The following is a 14,123-nucleotide window of genomic DNA, read 5'->3' on the forward strand; positions in this document are numbered from 1 at the left end:
CTCTTCTCTGTTTATCCTTGCGCGAGACACTTCATGCCCAATAACGATCGCCTGCTGGTGCAGATCCTGCTCCTGGTGTTGTTCGGTGCCAGCTTCTGGGTGATGGCGCCATTTTGGTCGGCGCTGTTCTGGGGCGCGGTGCTGGCGTTTGCCAGCTGGCCGCTGATGCGCCTGCTGACCCGCTGGCTCAAGGGGCGAGAATCCCTGGCCGCAGCCTTGCTGACCCTGGGCTGGATGGTGCTGGTGGCGGCGCCGCTGGTCTGGCTTGGCCTGAACCTGGCGGACCATGTGCGCGATGCCACGGCCTTCATCAAGGACGTGCAGGTGGATGGGTTGCCCGCGGCCCCCGACTGGCTGGCGGGCATACCGTTCATTGGCGAGCGGGCGGTCGGCTGGTGGAACAGCATCGACCAGCAGGGCGCGGCCCTGATGCTGGCGATCAAGCCGTACCTGGGGCAGGTGGGCAACTGGCTACTGGCGCGCAGTGCGCAGATCGGCGGCGGTATCCTGGAACTGACCCTGAGCATCGTCTTCGTATTCTTCTTCTACCGGGACGGCCCGCGCCTGGCGCTGTTCGTGCACAAGCTGCTGGAGCGCTTGATCGGCGAACGCGCCGGCTATTACATCGACCTGGTGGCCGGCACCGTGCAGCGAGTGGTCAACGGGGTGATCGGGACTGCGGCGGCCCAGGGCCTGCTGGCCCTGATCGGCTTTCTCATCGCCGGCGTGCCGGGCGCACTGGTACTGGGGATCGTGACTTTCCTGCTCAGCCTGATTCCCATGGGGCCGCCCCTGGTGTGGATTCCCGCCACGGCCTGGCTGGCCTGGAAGGGTGAGTACGGGATGGCGGTGTTCCTCGGGATCTGGGGCACGTTCATCATCAGCGGCGTCGACAACGTGCTCAAGCCGTACCTGATCAGTCGCGGTGGCAACCTGCCGCTGGTGATCGTGCTGCTCGGGGTGTTCGGGGGCCTGATCGCCTTTGGTTTCATCGGCCTGTTCATCGGCCCGACCCTGCTGGCCGTGGCCTACAGCCTGCTGCTGGACTGGAGCGCCAGCCAGGCTCGGGCCCAGGAACCTCGCTGAGCCACCCATTGCCGCTCCAGGCTGGAGCGGCATGGGCTCATCAGGCGGCGACGTTGACGCTGCTGCCGACCCGGCTGCTGCTGGTCAACTGATATTGCTGGTTGAGGCTGGCGATCAGCTTGTCCAGGGCGTCAGCCATGGCGGATGAGTCGCTCGGGCGATTGCCGTCGGAACTGCGTCCGGCCTGCAACGCGGCCTTGAGCTCATCGCTGCTGATGCCGCCGCTGTTGTCACTGTCGAGGATTTTCAGCAGCGCCGCGCTGTTGTCGGTGCTGGTGCTGTTGTCGCCGGTCTGCAGGGCCGTGCTCAGTTCGCCGGCGCTGATGCTGCCATCTCCATCGCTGTCGAGCTGGCTGAACAACGGGGTGCCGGAAACCTGCTGCGCTGGCGGCGGGGCCAGGCTGGCGGTCAGCTCATCGATACTGATGTTGCCGTCCTGGTTCTTGTCCAGGGCCGAGAACACCTGCTCGCTGTCGGCGCTGCTGCCGGTACTGCTCAAGCCGCTGCTCAGTTCATCATGGCTGATGGCCCCGTCGCCATCGCTGTCCAGGGTGCTGAGCAGGGCATCCGCCAGCTCGGTGTTCGGTGCCTGGTCGTGACGCGGGGGCGGCGCCATGGCCGCCATTTCATCACTGCTCAGGCTGCCGTTGCCGTCGCTGTCCAGATCGCTGAAGTGCTTGCTCAGGCCGACCAGGATGCCGTTGTCGCCTTTCTGTGACAGGGCGCTGTTCAGCTCGTCCTGGTCCACTGCACCGTCGCCGTTGCTGTCGAGCTTGGCGAACAGTTCCTGGTGCAACGTTTGGCCGCGGCTGACGCTGGAGGTACTGCTGCTGGAGCTGTAGTAGCTCGAATAGTTGCTGCTGACACTACCGATCATTGGGCTCACTCCCTGCGGATGAATGAAGCCGGTGGCTGTGCACCGGCCCTGGCAGCCTCAGGGGAGCAGTTGTCCTGGGTATTTGGGCTTTGTACCGGTCGCTACACAAGGCGCTCAGGGGCGGGGCAGGTGCAGGACGGCGGTCAGGCCGCCGCCTGGGGTTTCCTCCAGCCGCAATTGGCCGCCCATGCGCACCGCGGCCTCGCGGGCGATGGTCATGCCCAGGCCGACACCGCCGGAGTTGCGGTTGCGCGAGCCTTCGAGGCGAAAGAAGGGTTCGAAGACCGCTTCGCGCTTGTCGGCGGCAATCCCCGGCCCATGGTCGATGACCCGGATCAGCAGGTGTTCGCGGTGGTCTTCCAGGGCCAGGGTGGCCTGCCCGGCATAACGCAAGGCGTTGTCCAGCAGGTTGTTGAGGCACGACTGCAACGCCATGGGCTGCACCAGCAGCGGCGCGCAATGGCCCTGGGCCTGGACGTCGGCGCCCTGGTCCTGGGCGTTCTCGCACAGGGATTCTGCCAGGGCCTGCACGTCCATCCACTGCTCGGCCTCGCTGGTGCGCTGTTCATGCAGGTAGCTGAGGGTGGCGTCGAGCATCTTGATCATGTCGTCCAGGTCCTGGCGCATCTGCCCTTGCAGCTTGCTGTCCTCTATTTGCTCCAGGCGCAGCTTGAGCCGTGACAGCGGGGTGCGCAGGTCGTGGGACACCGCGCCGAGCATGCGCCCGCGTTGCTGCACTTGCTCGCGAATGCGCTTCTGCATCCGGTTGAAGGTGCTGGCTGCTTGTCGCGCCTCTCGTGGGCCGACTTCTTCCAGGGGCGGGCTGTCGAGGTCTTCACTCAGGCGCTCGGCGGCGTCGCTCAGGCGCTGGATTGGCCGTGACAGCAGCTTGGCGCCGTACCAGGCGGCGATGATCAGCGAGATGAACTGGAACGTCAGGGGCACCAGCGGGCCGCCGAACCAGGGGCGTGGCGGACGCCTGGGGTAGGGCGGAGGTGATCCGGGAGGCAGGCCGCTGAGCTGACCTGCCGATGCAGGAGGTGGCGGTGGTGGTGGAGGCGGGCCGTAATGGTGAAACCAGAAGAAGGCCAGCAGGTGGGCGAGCACGATCGCGATCAGCAAGACGCCGAACAGGCGGCCGAACAGCGTATCGAAGCGCCCACGCATCAGCCGATGTCTCGGGCGTCGAACAGGTAGCCTTCACCGCGTACGGTCTTGATCAATTGCGGCGATTTCGGGTCATCCCCGAGCTTTTGCCGCAGGCGCGATACCAGCAGGTCGATGCTGCGATCGAAGGCCTCGATGGAGCGTCCACGGGCAGCGTCCAGCAATTGCTCACGGCTCAGCACCCGGCGCGGTCGCTCGATGAACACCCAGAGCAGGCGGAATTCGGCGTTGGACAGCGGCACCACCAGGCCGTCGGCGGAAATCAGCTGGCGCAGGACGCTGTTCAGGCGCCAGTTGTCGAAGCGGATGTTGGCCCGCTGCTCGCTGCGGTCGTCACGCACCCGGCGCAGGATGGTCTGGATCCGCGCCACCAGTTCTCGGGGCTCGAAGGGCTTGGCCATGTAGTCGTCGGCCCCCAGTTCCAGGCCGATGATGCGGTCGGTGGGCTCGCAACGGGCGGTGAGCATGAGGATCGGGATGTCCGATTCGGTGCGCAGCCAGCGGCACAGGGACAGGCCGTCTTCACCGGGCAGCATCAGGTCGAGCACCACCACGTCGTAGTGCTCGGCCTGCAGGGCCTGGCGCATCGCCGCGCCATCGGTGACGCCACTGGCGTGGATGTTGAAGCGCGCCAGGTAGTCGATCAGCAACTCGCGGATCGGCACGTCGTCGTCGACGATCAGCGCCCGGGTGTTCCAGCGCTTGTCATCGCCATTGACCGGGGCTTTGGAGTCGTCGTGCAAAGGGGCTGGGGAGTTATGCATGGGTGCGGTCATCTGCCAGGTAGGCTGCCGGCCACCAGGAGGCGACGGCGAGGTTGTGGCTTCAGCATAGGCGTCCGGCCTGGGGGCTGGAAGTGCTGTTCGAAGGTCTTGCGGCTGGCGAGGGTAGCGCCGGGGGGTGTTGCTGGCGTGTCGGCAGTGTATCGAGCTTGATACAAAGCCCGGATCGACGGGGATTTGCCGGGCGCATTGCCAGGCTCGATCGCCGTTGAGGAGGATTTACCTCTCATCGGGTCCCGGAGCGTCGCGGCTTGCGCTACAATCCGCGCCGATTTCGACTTGCCTGAGAGCCCCTTCATGTCCGCCTGCCAGACTCCTATCATCGTCGCCCTGGATTTTCCCACCCGTGACGCCGCACTGAAACTGGCCGATCAACTGGACCCGAAACTGTGCCGGGTCAAAGTCGGCAAGGAGCTGTTCACCAGCTGCGCCGCCGAGATTGTCGGCACCCTGCGCGACAAGGGTTTCGAAGTGTTCCTGGACCTGAAGTTCCATGACATCCCCAACACCACCGCGATGGCGGTCAAGGCCGCTGCCGAAATGGGCGTGTGGATGGTCAATGTGCACTGCTCCGGTGGCCTGCGCATGATGGCCGCCTGCCGCGAGGTGCTGGACCAGCGCAGCGGTCCAAAACCCCTGCTGATCGGCGTCACCGTGCTGACCAGCATGGAGCGCGAGGACCTGGCCGGCATCGGCCTGGACATCGAACCCCAGGAGCAGGTGCTGCGCCTGGCTGCCCTGGCGCAAAAGGCCGGGATGGACGGCCTGGTGTGCTCGGCCCTGGAAGCCCAGGCGCTGAAGAGCGCCCATCCTTCCCTGCAACTGGTGACCCCGGGGATTCGCCCGGCGGGCAGCGCCCAGGACGACCAGCGACGGATTCTCACCCCGCGTCAGGCCCTGGACGCTGGTTCCGACTACCTGGTGATCGGTCGTCCCATCAGCCAGGCGGCAGACCCGGCCAAGGCCCTGGCGGCCGTGGTGGCCGAACTGGCCCTGTAACCTGCGGTTCGCCCCGACCGGGTTCCGCTGCAGGCGGCGCCCGGTCGGCAGGCCGCCGGTGTCAGGATCCAGATCAGCCCCCGCAGCGGGGCTGTCCCCCCGTCAAACTTTGAGCACCAGCTTGCCGAAGTTCTCGCCGCTGAACAGTTTCATCAACGTCTCCGGGAACGTTTCCAGTCCCTCGACGATGTCTTCCTTGCTCTTGAGCTGCCCCTTGGCCATCCAGCCGGCCATTTCCTGCCCGGCGCTGGCGAACTGCGCGGCATAGTCCATCACCACAAAACCTTCCATGCGCGCACGGTTGACCAGCAGCGACAAGTAGTTGGCCGGGCCCTTGACCGCTTCCTTGTTGTTGTACTGGCTGATGGCGCCGCAGATCACCACCCGCGCCTTGAGGTTCAGGCGGCTGAGCACTGCATCGAGGATGTCGCCGCCGACATTGTCGAAATACACATCGACGCCTTTCGGGCATTCGCGTTTGAGGCCGGCGTGGACATCTTCGCTCTTGTAGTCGATGGCACCGTCAAACCCCAGTTCGTCGATGAGAAAGCGGCACTTGTCCTGGCCGCCGGCGATGCCCACTACCCGGCAGCCCTTGAGCTTGGCAATCTGCCCGGCGATGCTGCCCACCGCCCCGGCGGCGCCGGACAGCACCACGGTGTCGCCAGCCTTGGGCGCACCCACGTCCAGCAGGGCAAAGTAGGCGGTCATGCCGGTCATTCCCAGGGCGGACAGGTAGCGCGGCAGCGGTGCAAGCGCCGGATCGACCTTGTAGAAGCCCCGGGGCTCGCCGAGAAAGTAGTCCTGTACGCCCAGGGCGCCATTGACGTAATCACCGACGGTGAACTGCGGGGTGTTGGAGGCAATCACCTGGCCCACCCCCAGCGCGCGCATCACCTCGCCAATGGCCACCGGCGGGATGTAGGACTTGCCTTCATTCATCCAGCCGCGCATGGCCGGATCCAGGGACAGGTAGTGGTTCTTCACCAGGACCTGGCCCGGGCCGGGGGCGCCGACTGCAACCTGCTGGTAGGTGAAGGTGTCGCGGGTCGCGGCGCCGACCGGGCGCTTGGCGAGCAGGAACTGGCGATTGGTCTGGGTGGTCATGGCAGGCCCTCGAGGGTGTTGGGGGGAGAGCTAGTTGATAGACCTTGCGAAGCCATGTCGCAAGCTGTGCCGACTCAGCGAATGGGCATCGATCCAGTGGCGTGATGAAGCGCCGGCGGCTGTCATCACTGCGATGCATGAGCCCCCAACCGGGCCCTTGATAGTGCTGCCGCGGTTCCGGAGGGCTGTGGCTAGATGCGCGACTATCCGACCTGTGGTTGTTCAAGGAGTTGATCGATGAGCATGACTTTTTCCGGCCAGGTGGCCCTGGTGACGGGTGCCGCCAATGGCATTGGTCGCGCTACGGCCCAAGCGTTTGCCGCGCAGGGCTTGAAGGTGGTGGTGGCGGACCTGGATGTGGCCGGAGGCGAAGGCACTGTGGCACTGATTCGTGCGGCCGGGGGCGAGGCCCTGTTCGTGCCGTGCAATGTCACCCTGGAAGCTGAGGTGCAGCAGCTCATGGCCCGGACCCTGGAGGCCTACGGGCGTCTGGACTATGCCTTCAACAACGCCGGGATCGAGATCGAGAAAGGCCGTCTGGCCGAGGGGACGCTGGACGAGTTCGACGCGATCATGGGGGTCAACGTCAAGGGTGTCTGGTTGTGCATGAAGCACCAGTTGCCGCTGCTGCTGGCCCAGGGCGGCGGTGCGATCGTCAACACAGCCTCGGTGGCGGGCCTGGGCGCAGCGCCGAAGATGAGCATCTATGCGGCGTCCAAGCATGCGGTGATCGGCCTGACCAAGTCGGCGGCCATCGAGTACGCCAAGAAGAAGATTCGTGTGAATGCGGTGTGCCCGGCGGTGATCGACACCGACATGTTCCGTCGTGCCTACGAGGCGGACCCGAAGAAAGCCGAGTTCGCCGCAGCCATGCACCCGGTGGGGCGCATCGGCAAGGTCGAGGAAATCGCCAGTGCCGTGCTCTACCTGTGCAGCGATGGTGCGGCCTTCACCACCGGCCAGGCGCTGGCGGTCGACGGTGGCGCCACCGCCATCTGAGGTCGGTGCCCAGGGCGGCAGGTAACGCCGCGACGGGATGGAGTCGACCTCCAGCGTCCTGAAAACGACTTCGGCGTAGCTTTTTGCCATTATTCCGACGCCAGAGACTTGTGCGTCGGTGTGCGCCGTTGCGACCCTTTGCCAAGACAAAATGGCCCTGTCGCCATTGGGGATTGGAAGGGGACTGCGCACCATGACTACGGCCGCGAGTGGACGTTTTGCCAACCTGGGCATGGCGAAAAAACTGGGCATCGGCTTTGCCCTGGTGTTGCTCTTGACGGCGCTGGTGGCCGCTATTGGCGTCTGGTCGCTCAAACCATCAGCCAGCGTTTCGACGGCCTCAAGCAGATGTCGCAGCTCAACAGTGGCGTGCTCAAGGTGCGCCTGCTGGAGCAGGACTACGCCCTCCACGGCGACGGCAAGAGCGTGGACAGCCTGCATGAGAGCCTGGACGGCCTGCTGGCCCTGGCCGAGCAGCTCAAGGCGCAGTCGCCGGCCAATCAGTTGGTCATGCCTGATGTCGAGCAGGCCCTGGCGGATTATCGCAAGGCTTTCGATCAGTTCGTCGAACTGACCCAGGCCAAGGAGCTGGCCCTGGAAATGGCCAGTTGGTCAGTGTCCAGCGTGGCCAACAACCTTGATGTGTTGCAGGCCGGCCTGGCGGATGACGGTGCCTACACGCTCAAGGACACCCAGGGCAAGGAGGGCGCCGAGTTCATCGAGCAGGCCAATCAGATCAGCCAGGTTTCGCGCCTGATGTTGCAGGCCATGAACGAAGCCCGGGTGCGCCTGGACCAGAACCGCAAGGGCGACGACCAGGAGGCAGCCGAGCAGGGCAAGATCGAACAGGCCGAGCAGGCCATGACCCAGGCTGAGCAGTTGAAGGCGGTGATCAAGGACGCGGGCTACCAGACGGTGCTCAATGAGGTGTCGGGGCATATCGGCAACTTCAGTGAGAAGCTCAACGAATACACCGGCCTGCTGGCCCAGGAGAAGCAGGTCTATCAGCAGTTGCGTGAGCGCGCGGCCCAGGTCATGGGCCGGGTCGACCAGGCCTACGCGGCTGAAGACGGGGCCATGCAGGGCGAGCTGAAGAAGAACACCTTGCTGATCATCGGCTCCTCGGCCCTGGCCTTGCTGGTGGGGTTGCTGGCGGCCCTGAGCATTACCCGGTTGATCGTCCGCCCCCTGCGCAGCGTGATGCAGGTGGCCCAGCAGATTGCCGCAGGCGACTTGAGCGCGACGGTGACGGTGACCCGGCGGGACGAAATCGGCCAATTGATGCTGGCCATGCAGCAGATGAGCCGGGGCCTGGGCAATATCGTCAGCGGCTTGCAAAGCGGAATCGAGCAACTGGCCACGTCGGCCCAGTCGCTGTCCACGGTGACCGAGCAGACCAATCTCGAGGTCAGCAGCCAGAAGGAGGAAACCGAGCAGGTCGCCACCGCGATGAACCAGATGACCGCTACGGTGCACGACGTGGCGCGCAACGCCGAGGAAGCGGCCCAGGCCGCCCAGGCGGCAGACGACAAGGTCGAGAGCGGCCAGCAGGTGGTGCGCCAGAGCATGCAGCGCATCGAGCAATTGGCGGATTCCGCCACCCGTGCCAGCAGCGGTATCGAGAGCTTGAGCGCCGAGATCGACAATATCGGCAGCGTGCTGGATGTGATCAAGAGCGTCGCCGAGCAGACCAACCTGCTGGCCCTGAATGCCGCCATCGAAGCTGCCAGGGCAGGGGAGCAGGGGCGGGGATTCGCCGTGGTGGCCGATGAGGTGCGGGCCCTGGCCAAGCGCACTCAGCAATCCACCGAGGAGATCGCCCGCCTGGTGGCCGCCTTGCATGTTGCCGCCGATTCCTCAGTGCAACAGATCCAGAGCAGTGGCGAGCTGGTGAAGCTGGCGGTCAGCGATGCCCTGCAGACCGAGAGCGCCCTGGGCAGCATCGCCGCGGCGGTGTCGCTGATCCAGCAGATGAATCAGCAGATCGCAGCCGCAGCCGAGCAGCAAAGCTCGGTGGCCGAAGAGATCAACCGCAGTGTCACCAGCATTCGCGCCAGTGCCGATCAGTCGTCCCTGGCCATGCAGGGCAACGCCGCGTCGAGCATCGAGCTGGCGCAGTTGGGCGTGGAACTGAAGGGGATGGTGGGGCATTTCCGCTTGTAGCGGCGAGGAGGGCGCAGCGCTTTAAAACCCTTGCCCGGGTGTGCCGGGCAAGGTTTTTTGCTGTCAGTCGTAGATGGCTTTCTTTTTCCAGTCGGCGTCGGCTTCCACGGTCTTCAGGCCCTGGGTCAGCTGGTTGTCTTCGTCCGGTGCCGGTTCCAGGGTCGAGAGCACCATGGCATTGGCCCGCGCCAGGAGTTTGTCCAGGTACTCCAACTGCTCCTTGTAGACTGCCGGGTCCGGTTGCTTGCGCAGGTACTGCACACCACGCTCGAAGGCCAGGCGCGCCTGCCCCGGTTGGTTCTGCTGCAGGGCGTATTGCCCCAGGTTGTTGAAGAACTCGATGTGCAGCAGCACCAGGATATGGCGGATTTCCTTGATCCAGCGCTTGGCTTCATTGGGTTGCAGGAAACCGTCATGAGCCGCGCGGGTTACCTGGCCGTGCATGGCTTCCAATAGAAAGCGCACATCCTTGGCCTTGGCTTCGGTCTGGATCGGCGATGGCGGATTGTTGACCGGGATCGATTCACCCTGACCGACCAGGGCATTGAGTTCGGCCTGGCGTGCCTTGAGGGCGTTGTCGGACTTGTCGAGGTTGAGCATGCGCTGGACGACGTTGAGTTCCAGGCGGGTCAGCAGCAACTTGAGCCCCGGCGACATGAACTGGCCGGGAAAGGTTTCGGTGATTTCGCCGCAGCGACGCAGGCGATCATTGAGTTCGACCTTGGTGCGGGCCTTCTCCAGCTTGTTGTTTTCCACCACATGGTTCATGTAGCCAATGGCGATCAAGAGTGCGATCCCGGCTATTACCAGCAGGGTGATCATGAGTGGTGTCACCGTTAAAACCTCGTTATAGGATTCGCGTGCGAGTGTAGTGGCTTGGCATTTGGACGCATAGCGCCGCTCGACGAGCCGGGTATCGGTTGTGCTGTTTATAGAGGTGGCAAACGCTTGGGGAGAACCCAGGGTTCAAATTGCCATCACCGGCTGCGGAGGACTATAACGCCTTGTCGAGTGCCAGAATATAGGCGTCAAAGCGCGGACGGCAGAAAAGCCCGAACTGGGCCTCAAACCACCCCGAAGTCATTGATTTAAATAAAATTATATCTGGGGCTTGACGGCCCCCCAAAGCATCCATAGAATGCGCGCCACTTTCAACGGAAAGCAAACAGCGAAACGTTGAAGGAAGTGAATGTTGTAGCGTGTCCCCTTCGTCTAGTGGCCTAGGACACCGCCCTTTCACGGCGGTAACAGGGGTTCGAGTCCCCTAGGGGACGCCAATGCGGGAATAGCTCAGTTGGTAGAGCACGACCTTGCCAAGGTCGGGGTCGCGAGTTCGAGTCTCGTTTCCCGCTCCAATTTTAAACAGCGTTGCTTTCGGGCAGGGCTGAGTGAAACCAGAACCAGCGTCTTCGGATTCGGCTCTGGGCACCGAAACACACACCATGTGTTCCGGGTAGTGTGTCCCCTTCGTCTAGTGGCCTAGGACACCGCCCTTTCACGGCGGTAACAGGGGTTCGAGTCCCCTAGGGGACGCCATTTGCGGGAATAGCTCAGTTGGTAGAGCACGACCTTGCCAAGGTCGGGGTCGCGAGTTCGAGTCTCGTTTCCCGCTCCAATTTTAAACAGCGCTGCTTTCGGGCAGGGCTGAGTGAAACCAGAACCAACGTCTTCGGATTCGGCTCTGGGCACCGAAACACACACCATGTGTTCCGGGTAGCGTGTCCCCTTCGTCTAGTGGCCTAGGACACCGCCCTTTCACGGCGGTAACAGGGGTTCGAGTCCCCTAGGGGACGCCATTTGCGGGAATAGCTCAGTTGGTAGAGCACGACCTTGCCAAGGTCGGGGTCGCGAGTTCGAGTCTCGTTTCCCGCTCCAAATTCACAAGAACGCCGCTCATTGAGCGGCGTTTTTGTTTGTCTGCGATTCAGGGTTTCGTCCTGCCATGCATTAAAAAGGCCCGCCAGTCAGACTGTGCGGGCCTGTGTCGTGGGTCGCTCACAGCGACAGCAGCAGGCGTCCGGCGAACAGCACCAGAATCAGCCCCATACAGCGTTCGAACCAGTGCCCCAGGCGCATGAACAACTGGCGCACCCGGGCGCTGGAAAAGAACAGCGCGACGATGACGAACCACAGGGCGTTCACCAGGCACATCCAGGCGCCATACAGCGCCTGAATGCTCAGCGGTGTGGTGGCGCTGACCAGGGTGGTGAAGATCGCCAGGAAAAACAGGGTCGCCTTGGGGTTGGTGGCGTTGGTCAGGAAGCCGGTGATAAAGGCCCGCAGCAAAGTCTGCTGCGGCTCGTCCGGCGCTGTGTCGCCAGGGAGGCTGGTCTTGGCCGTGCTGCGCAACAGGCTGATGCCCAGATACAGAATGTAGGCGCCGCCCAGCAGCTTGGCCGCGCTCAGCAGCCAGGGCGTAGCGTGCATCAGGGCACCGACCCCGAGCAGGGTGTAGAGCACGTGTACCGAAATGCCGGCGCCGATCCCCAGGGCGGTGCAGACACCGGTCATGCGACCGAAGCCTACGCTCTGGCGGATGGTGACGGCGAAGTCCGGTCCGGGGGCGACCACGGCAAGAAAGTGAACCACGGCCAGGGCAAGAAACTCGCCAAGATAATTGGACAGCATGCGGACTCCGCAAGGCAGGAAGGTAAATGAGGACGGGCAGGCTCAGTCGAGGCTGTAGCTGACCGAGAGGGTGCCTTTCTTTTCCGAGACTGCGTCGATGATCACCCGCCCAAGCTGTTGCAGGTGCTGGACGTGGGTGCCACCGCAACCGTAGGCGGGCAACTGGCCGAAGCTGATCTGGCGCGACCCGGCCTCCAGGGAGATGTGCCGGGGGAAATCCTCGCTGATCCATTGTGCGAGGGCGTTCTGCACCCTGGCGCAGTCGATTTCCCCAGGTTGTTCGCCGGGCTTGAACGACACCCGTCCCTCGTCCGGCCAGTGATGAGCCTTGACGGGTATCCAGCCCTGGCTTTGCACGAAGTGGCCAATCAAGTGTCCGGCGGAGTGCATGCGGCTGTTGAACAGGCGCTGCTCTTCATCGACACGAGCCTCATGGCTTCCCGGCGTCAGCGGTTGGCTCAGGTAATGCACGATCTGTTCGCCTTCCTGGGTGACCCGCAGCACGCGGGCCTCGCCAATCCAGCCGGTGTCGCTGGGTTGGCCGCCACCCTGGGGATGAAAGGGCGTGGCCAGCAGGGTGGCGGCAAACAGATCGTCCTGGGGCGCGCAGCTCAGCAGTTCTACCGGGGCCGTCAACAGGTCATGTTCGAAGTACAGGCGAAGCGTCATTTCTCAAACCCTGAATCCAAGTGTTTTTTTATTATGGGGCTTGAGTAATTGCGTGATAATCCATTCAAAACTCAATGGACTATTGCGTCATGAGCATAAATCTCCCTCTGCCTTTACTGGCAGAAATGGCCATCTTCGTCAGGGTTGTGGAGACCGGCAGCTTCTCCGAGGCCGCACGCCAGCTGGGTTCCTCGCCGTCGGCGGTGAGCCGCAGCATCTCGCGGCTGGAGAAGGCCCTGGCCACGCGTCTGCTGCAACGCACCACGCGCAAGTTGCGTTTGAGCGACGGCGGCGAAGAGGTCTTCAAGCGCTGCAGCGAGATGGTCAGTGCGGCCCGTTCGGTCATGGAGATCAGCGGTCAGTTCACCCACGAGGCCGAGGGTGTGGTGCGGGTCAGTGTGCCCAAGGCGGTGGGGCGATTCGTGGTGCATCCCCATATGCCGGAGTTCCTGCGGCGCTACCCGAAGGTGGATGTCGAACTGCTGCATGAAGACCGGGACATCGACCTGATCGAAGACAATGTCGACCTGGCGATCCGCATCACCGATCGTCCGCCTCCGGGGTTGGTTGGCCGCCAGTTGCTGCGCATCGATCACATGCTGTGTGCCACCCCGCAGTACCTGGCGCAACATGGCACGCCGCTGCACCCCCAGGACCTGCGCCAGCACAGTTGCATTTACCTGGGAGAAACCCCCAGTGATGCCCGCTGGAAATTCACCCAGGGCGGCAAGGCGGTGACCGTCGGCGTGCGCGGGCGTTACGCCGCCAACCACACTGGGGTGCGCCTGGATGCGGTGCTGCAGCACCTGGGCATTGGCAGCCTGCCGTACTTCACCGCGCGCCACGCCCTGGAGCAGGGGCTGGTGGTCCAGGTGCTGCCGGAGTGGACCTTCCTGGCCTCCTACCACGGTGGCGCCTGGCTCCTGCATTCGCCGACCCGCTACCTGCCGCCCAAGTTGCGGGTCTTCATCGATTATCTGGTGGAGTGCCTGGCCAGGGAGCCGACCCTGAACCGCCCGGGCAAAGGAGAACGCATCTTGTAGGCGCTGGCTTGCCAGCGAAGGTAACTCCGAGGGTGATGCAAGACTCAAGGGCTTCTTCGCCGGCAAGTCGGCTGCCACGGGGGCGAAGGGTGATCTGGTTTGTCGCGGCTACAAAAAAGGCCCGCCGGTCAAACCGTGCAGGCCCTGGCTGCGTCAGGCGCAGTGATCAGTGCTTGCTGTCCTGGGCGGAGAGCGCCAGCAGCTGCTTTTCCTGGTTCCAGTCGAAGGGTTCGTCATTCTGCTCGGCTTCGAAGCGACGCTCCTCCAGGGCCTGGAACAAGTCGATTTCTTCATCGGGCATGTAGTGCAGGCAGTCGCCGGCGAAGAACCACAACAGGTCGCGGGGCACCAGATGGGCGATCTGCGGGTAGCGCTGCATGGTCTGGCACAGCAGGTCCTGGCCCAGGTACTGGCTTTCGATCGGATCGATCGGCAGCGAGGCGCGCAGTTCATCGAAGCGCTCCAGGAACAGCGCGTGGCTTTCTTCGGGAACCTGTTCGGCTTCTCCCACCGCCACCAGGATGCTGCGCAGGTGGTCCAGCAGGACGAGATGATCGGCGACGATGTTGGACATGACAGGGTCCTCAAGAACAAAAACGGGCG

At 63.7% G+C, this 14,123-nt stretch carries 13 protein-coding genes, 6 tRNA genes and 1 pseudogene; 12 read left to right on the forward strand and 8 right to left on the reverse strand.

The features are described from left to right. The first annotated feature begins 33 nt into the window (after window positions 1–33). The gene (locus tag ACZ5BO_RS10265; protein ID WP_025128664.1) at window positions 34–1,086 is read left to right on the forward strand and encodes an AI-2E family transporter; all 1,053 of its coding nucleotides are present in this window, start codon (window positions 34–36) and stop codon (window positions 1,084–1,086) included. Between the two features lie 40 nt (window positions 1,087–1,126). Here the strand turns inward: ACZ5BO_RS10265 and xopAW are convergent, their stop codons facing one another. The 3 genes from xopAW to ACZ5BO_RS10280 all read right to left on the reverse strand — a co-directional run bounded on the left by xopAW (window position 1,127) and on the right by ACZ5BO_RS10280 (window position 3,894). Then, a complete protein-coding gene (gene xopAW / locus ACZ5BO_RS10270) occupies window positions 1,127–1,963 on the reverse strand; it encodes a XopAW family type III secretion system calcium-binding effector (RefSeq protein WP_464699551.1) in 837 nt (278 codons plus the stop codon). Between the two features lie 114 nt (window positions 1,964–2,077). Then, on the reverse strand, window positions 2,078–3,130 hold the full coding sequence (locus ACZ5BO_RS10275; protein WP_464699553.1) for a sensor histidine kinase: 1,053 nt from the start codon (window positions 3,128–3,130) through the stop codon (window positions 2,078–2,080). Then, window positions 3,130–3,894: a response regulator gene (locus ACZ5BO_RS10280; RefSeq protein ID WP_025128667.1), complete on the reverse strand. Its 765-nt coding sequence runs from the start codon at window positions 3,892–3,894 to the stop codon at window positions 3,130–3,132. The genes ACZ5BO_RS10275 and ACZ5BO_RS10280 overlap by 1 nt, the downstream gene beginning before the upstream one ends. Window positions 3,895–4,209: 315 nt before the next feature. Here ACZ5BO_RS10280 and pyrF point away from each other — a divergent pair, with 315 nt between their 5' ends. Beyond that, window positions 4,210–4,911: an orotidine-5'-phosphate decarboxylase gene (gene pyrF, locus ACZ5BO_RS10285; protein ID WP_025128668.1), complete on the forward strand. Its 702-nt coding sequence runs from the start codon at window positions 4,210–4,212 to the stop codon at window positions 4,909–4,911. 102 nt (window positions 4,912–5,013) lie between these two features. Here the strand turns inward: pyrF and ACZ5BO_RS10290 are convergent, their stop codons facing one another. After that, window positions 5,014–6,018: an NADP-dependent oxidoreductase gene (locus tag ACZ5BO_RS10290; RefSeq protein WP_464699556.1), complete on the reverse strand. Its 1,005-nt coding sequence runs from the start codon at window positions 6,016–6,018 to the stop codon at window positions 5,014–5,016. A 237-nt stretch (window positions 6,019–6,255) separates the two neighbouring features. Between ACZ5BO_RS10290 and ACZ5BO_RS10295 the strand changes: the two genes are divergently transcribed. The 3 genes and pseudogenes from ACZ5BO_RS10295 (at window position 6,256) to ACZ5BO_RS10305 (ending at window position 9,180) form a co-directional block, all read left to right on the forward strand. Beyond that, window positions 6,256–7,017, forward strand: a complete 762-nt coding sequence (locus tag ACZ5BO_RS10295; RefSeq protein ID WP_025128670.1) for an SDR family oxidoreductase — start codon at window positions 6,256–6,258, stop codon at window positions 7,015–7,017. A 1,200-nt stretch (window positions 7,018–8,217) separates the two neighbouring features. Further along, a pseudogene (locus tag ACZ5BO_RS10300) lies at window positions 8,218–8,271 on the forward strand (hypothetical protein); the annotation flags it as partial. Window positions 8,272–8,475: 204 nt separating this feature from the next. Then, the gene (locus tag ACZ5BO_RS10305) at window positions 8,476–9,180 is read left to right on the forward strand and encodes a methyl-accepting chemotaxis protein (RefSeq protein ID WP_371261309.1); all 705 of its coding nucleotides are present in this window, start codon (window positions 8,476–8,478) and stop codon (window positions 9,178–9,180) included. Window positions 9,181–9,243: 63 nt separating this feature from the next. Here ACZ5BO_RS10305 and ACZ5BO_RS10310 read toward each other — a convergent pair whose 3' ends face one another. Next, a complete protein-coding gene (locus ACZ5BO_RS10310) occupies window positions 9,244–10,002 on the reverse strand; it encodes a hypothetical protein (RefSeq protein WP_029978377.1) in 759 nt (252 codons plus the stop codon). Between the two features lie 379 nt (window positions 10,003–10,381). Here ACZ5BO_RS10310 and ACZ5BO_RS10315 point away from each other — a divergent pair. From ACZ5BO_RS10315 to ACZ5BO_RS10340, 6 genes are all read left to right on the forward strand, one after another. Continuing rightward, window positions 10,382–10,457 (forward strand) — tRNA-Glu (locus ACZ5BO_RS10315). Between the two features lie 2 nt (window positions 10,458–10,459). Then, window positions 10,460–10,535, forward strand: a tRNA-Gly gene (locus tag ACZ5BO_RS10320). Window positions 10,536–10,640: 105 nt separating this feature from the next. Then, window positions 10,641–10,716: transfer RNA gene (locus ACZ5BO_RS10325), tRNA-Glu, on the forward strand. 3 nt (window positions 10,717–10,719) lie between these two features. Continuing rightward, window positions 10,720–10,795, forward strand: a tRNA-Gly gene (locus ACZ5BO_RS10330). Window positions 10,796–10,900: 105 nt separating this feature from the next. Then, a tRNA-Glu gene (locus tag ACZ5BO_RS10335) sits at window positions 10,901–10,976 on the forward strand. Between the two features lie 3 nt (window positions 10,977–10,979). Further along, window positions 10,980–11,055, forward strand: a tRNA-Gly gene (locus tag ACZ5BO_RS10340). Between the two features lie 120 nt (window positions 11,056–11,175). Here the strand turns inward: ACZ5BO_RS10340 and ACZ5BO_RS10345 are convergent. Continuing rightward, window positions 11,176–11,808, reverse strand: a complete 633-nt coding sequence (locus ACZ5BO_RS10345) for a LysE family translocator (protein WP_464699559.1) — start codon at window positions 11,806–11,808, stop codon at window positions 11,176–11,178. A 42-nt stretch (window positions 11,809–11,850) separates the two neighbouring features. Next, on the reverse strand, window positions 11,851–12,477 hold the full coding sequence (locus tag ACZ5BO_RS10350) for an alanyl-tRNA editing protein (protein WP_025128674.1): 627 nt from the start codon (window positions 12,475–12,477) through the stop codon (window positions 11,851–11,853). 89 nt (window positions 12,478–12,566) lie between these two features. Between ACZ5BO_RS10350 and ACZ5BO_RS10355 the strand changes: the two genes are divergently transcribed. Further along, the gene (locus ACZ5BO_RS10355; protein WP_025128675.1) at window positions 12,567–13,520 is read left to right on the forward strand and encodes a LysR family transcriptional regulator; all 954 of its coding nucleotides are present in this window, start codon (window positions 12,567–12,569) and stop codon (window positions 13,518–13,520) included. Between the two features lie 166 nt (window positions 13,521–13,686). Here the strand turns inward: ACZ5BO_RS10355 and ACZ5BO_RS10360 are convergent, their stop codons facing one another. Then, complete coding sequence (locus tag ACZ5BO_RS10360) at window positions 13,687–14,094, reverse strand: PA2817 family protein (RefSeq protein ID WP_025128676.1); 408 nt, start codon at window positions 14,092–14,094, stop codon at window positions 13,687–13,689. Window positions 14,095–14,123: the final 29 nt, after the last annotated feature.

The organism is Pseudomonas sp. FFPRI_1 (assembly GCF_055384485.1).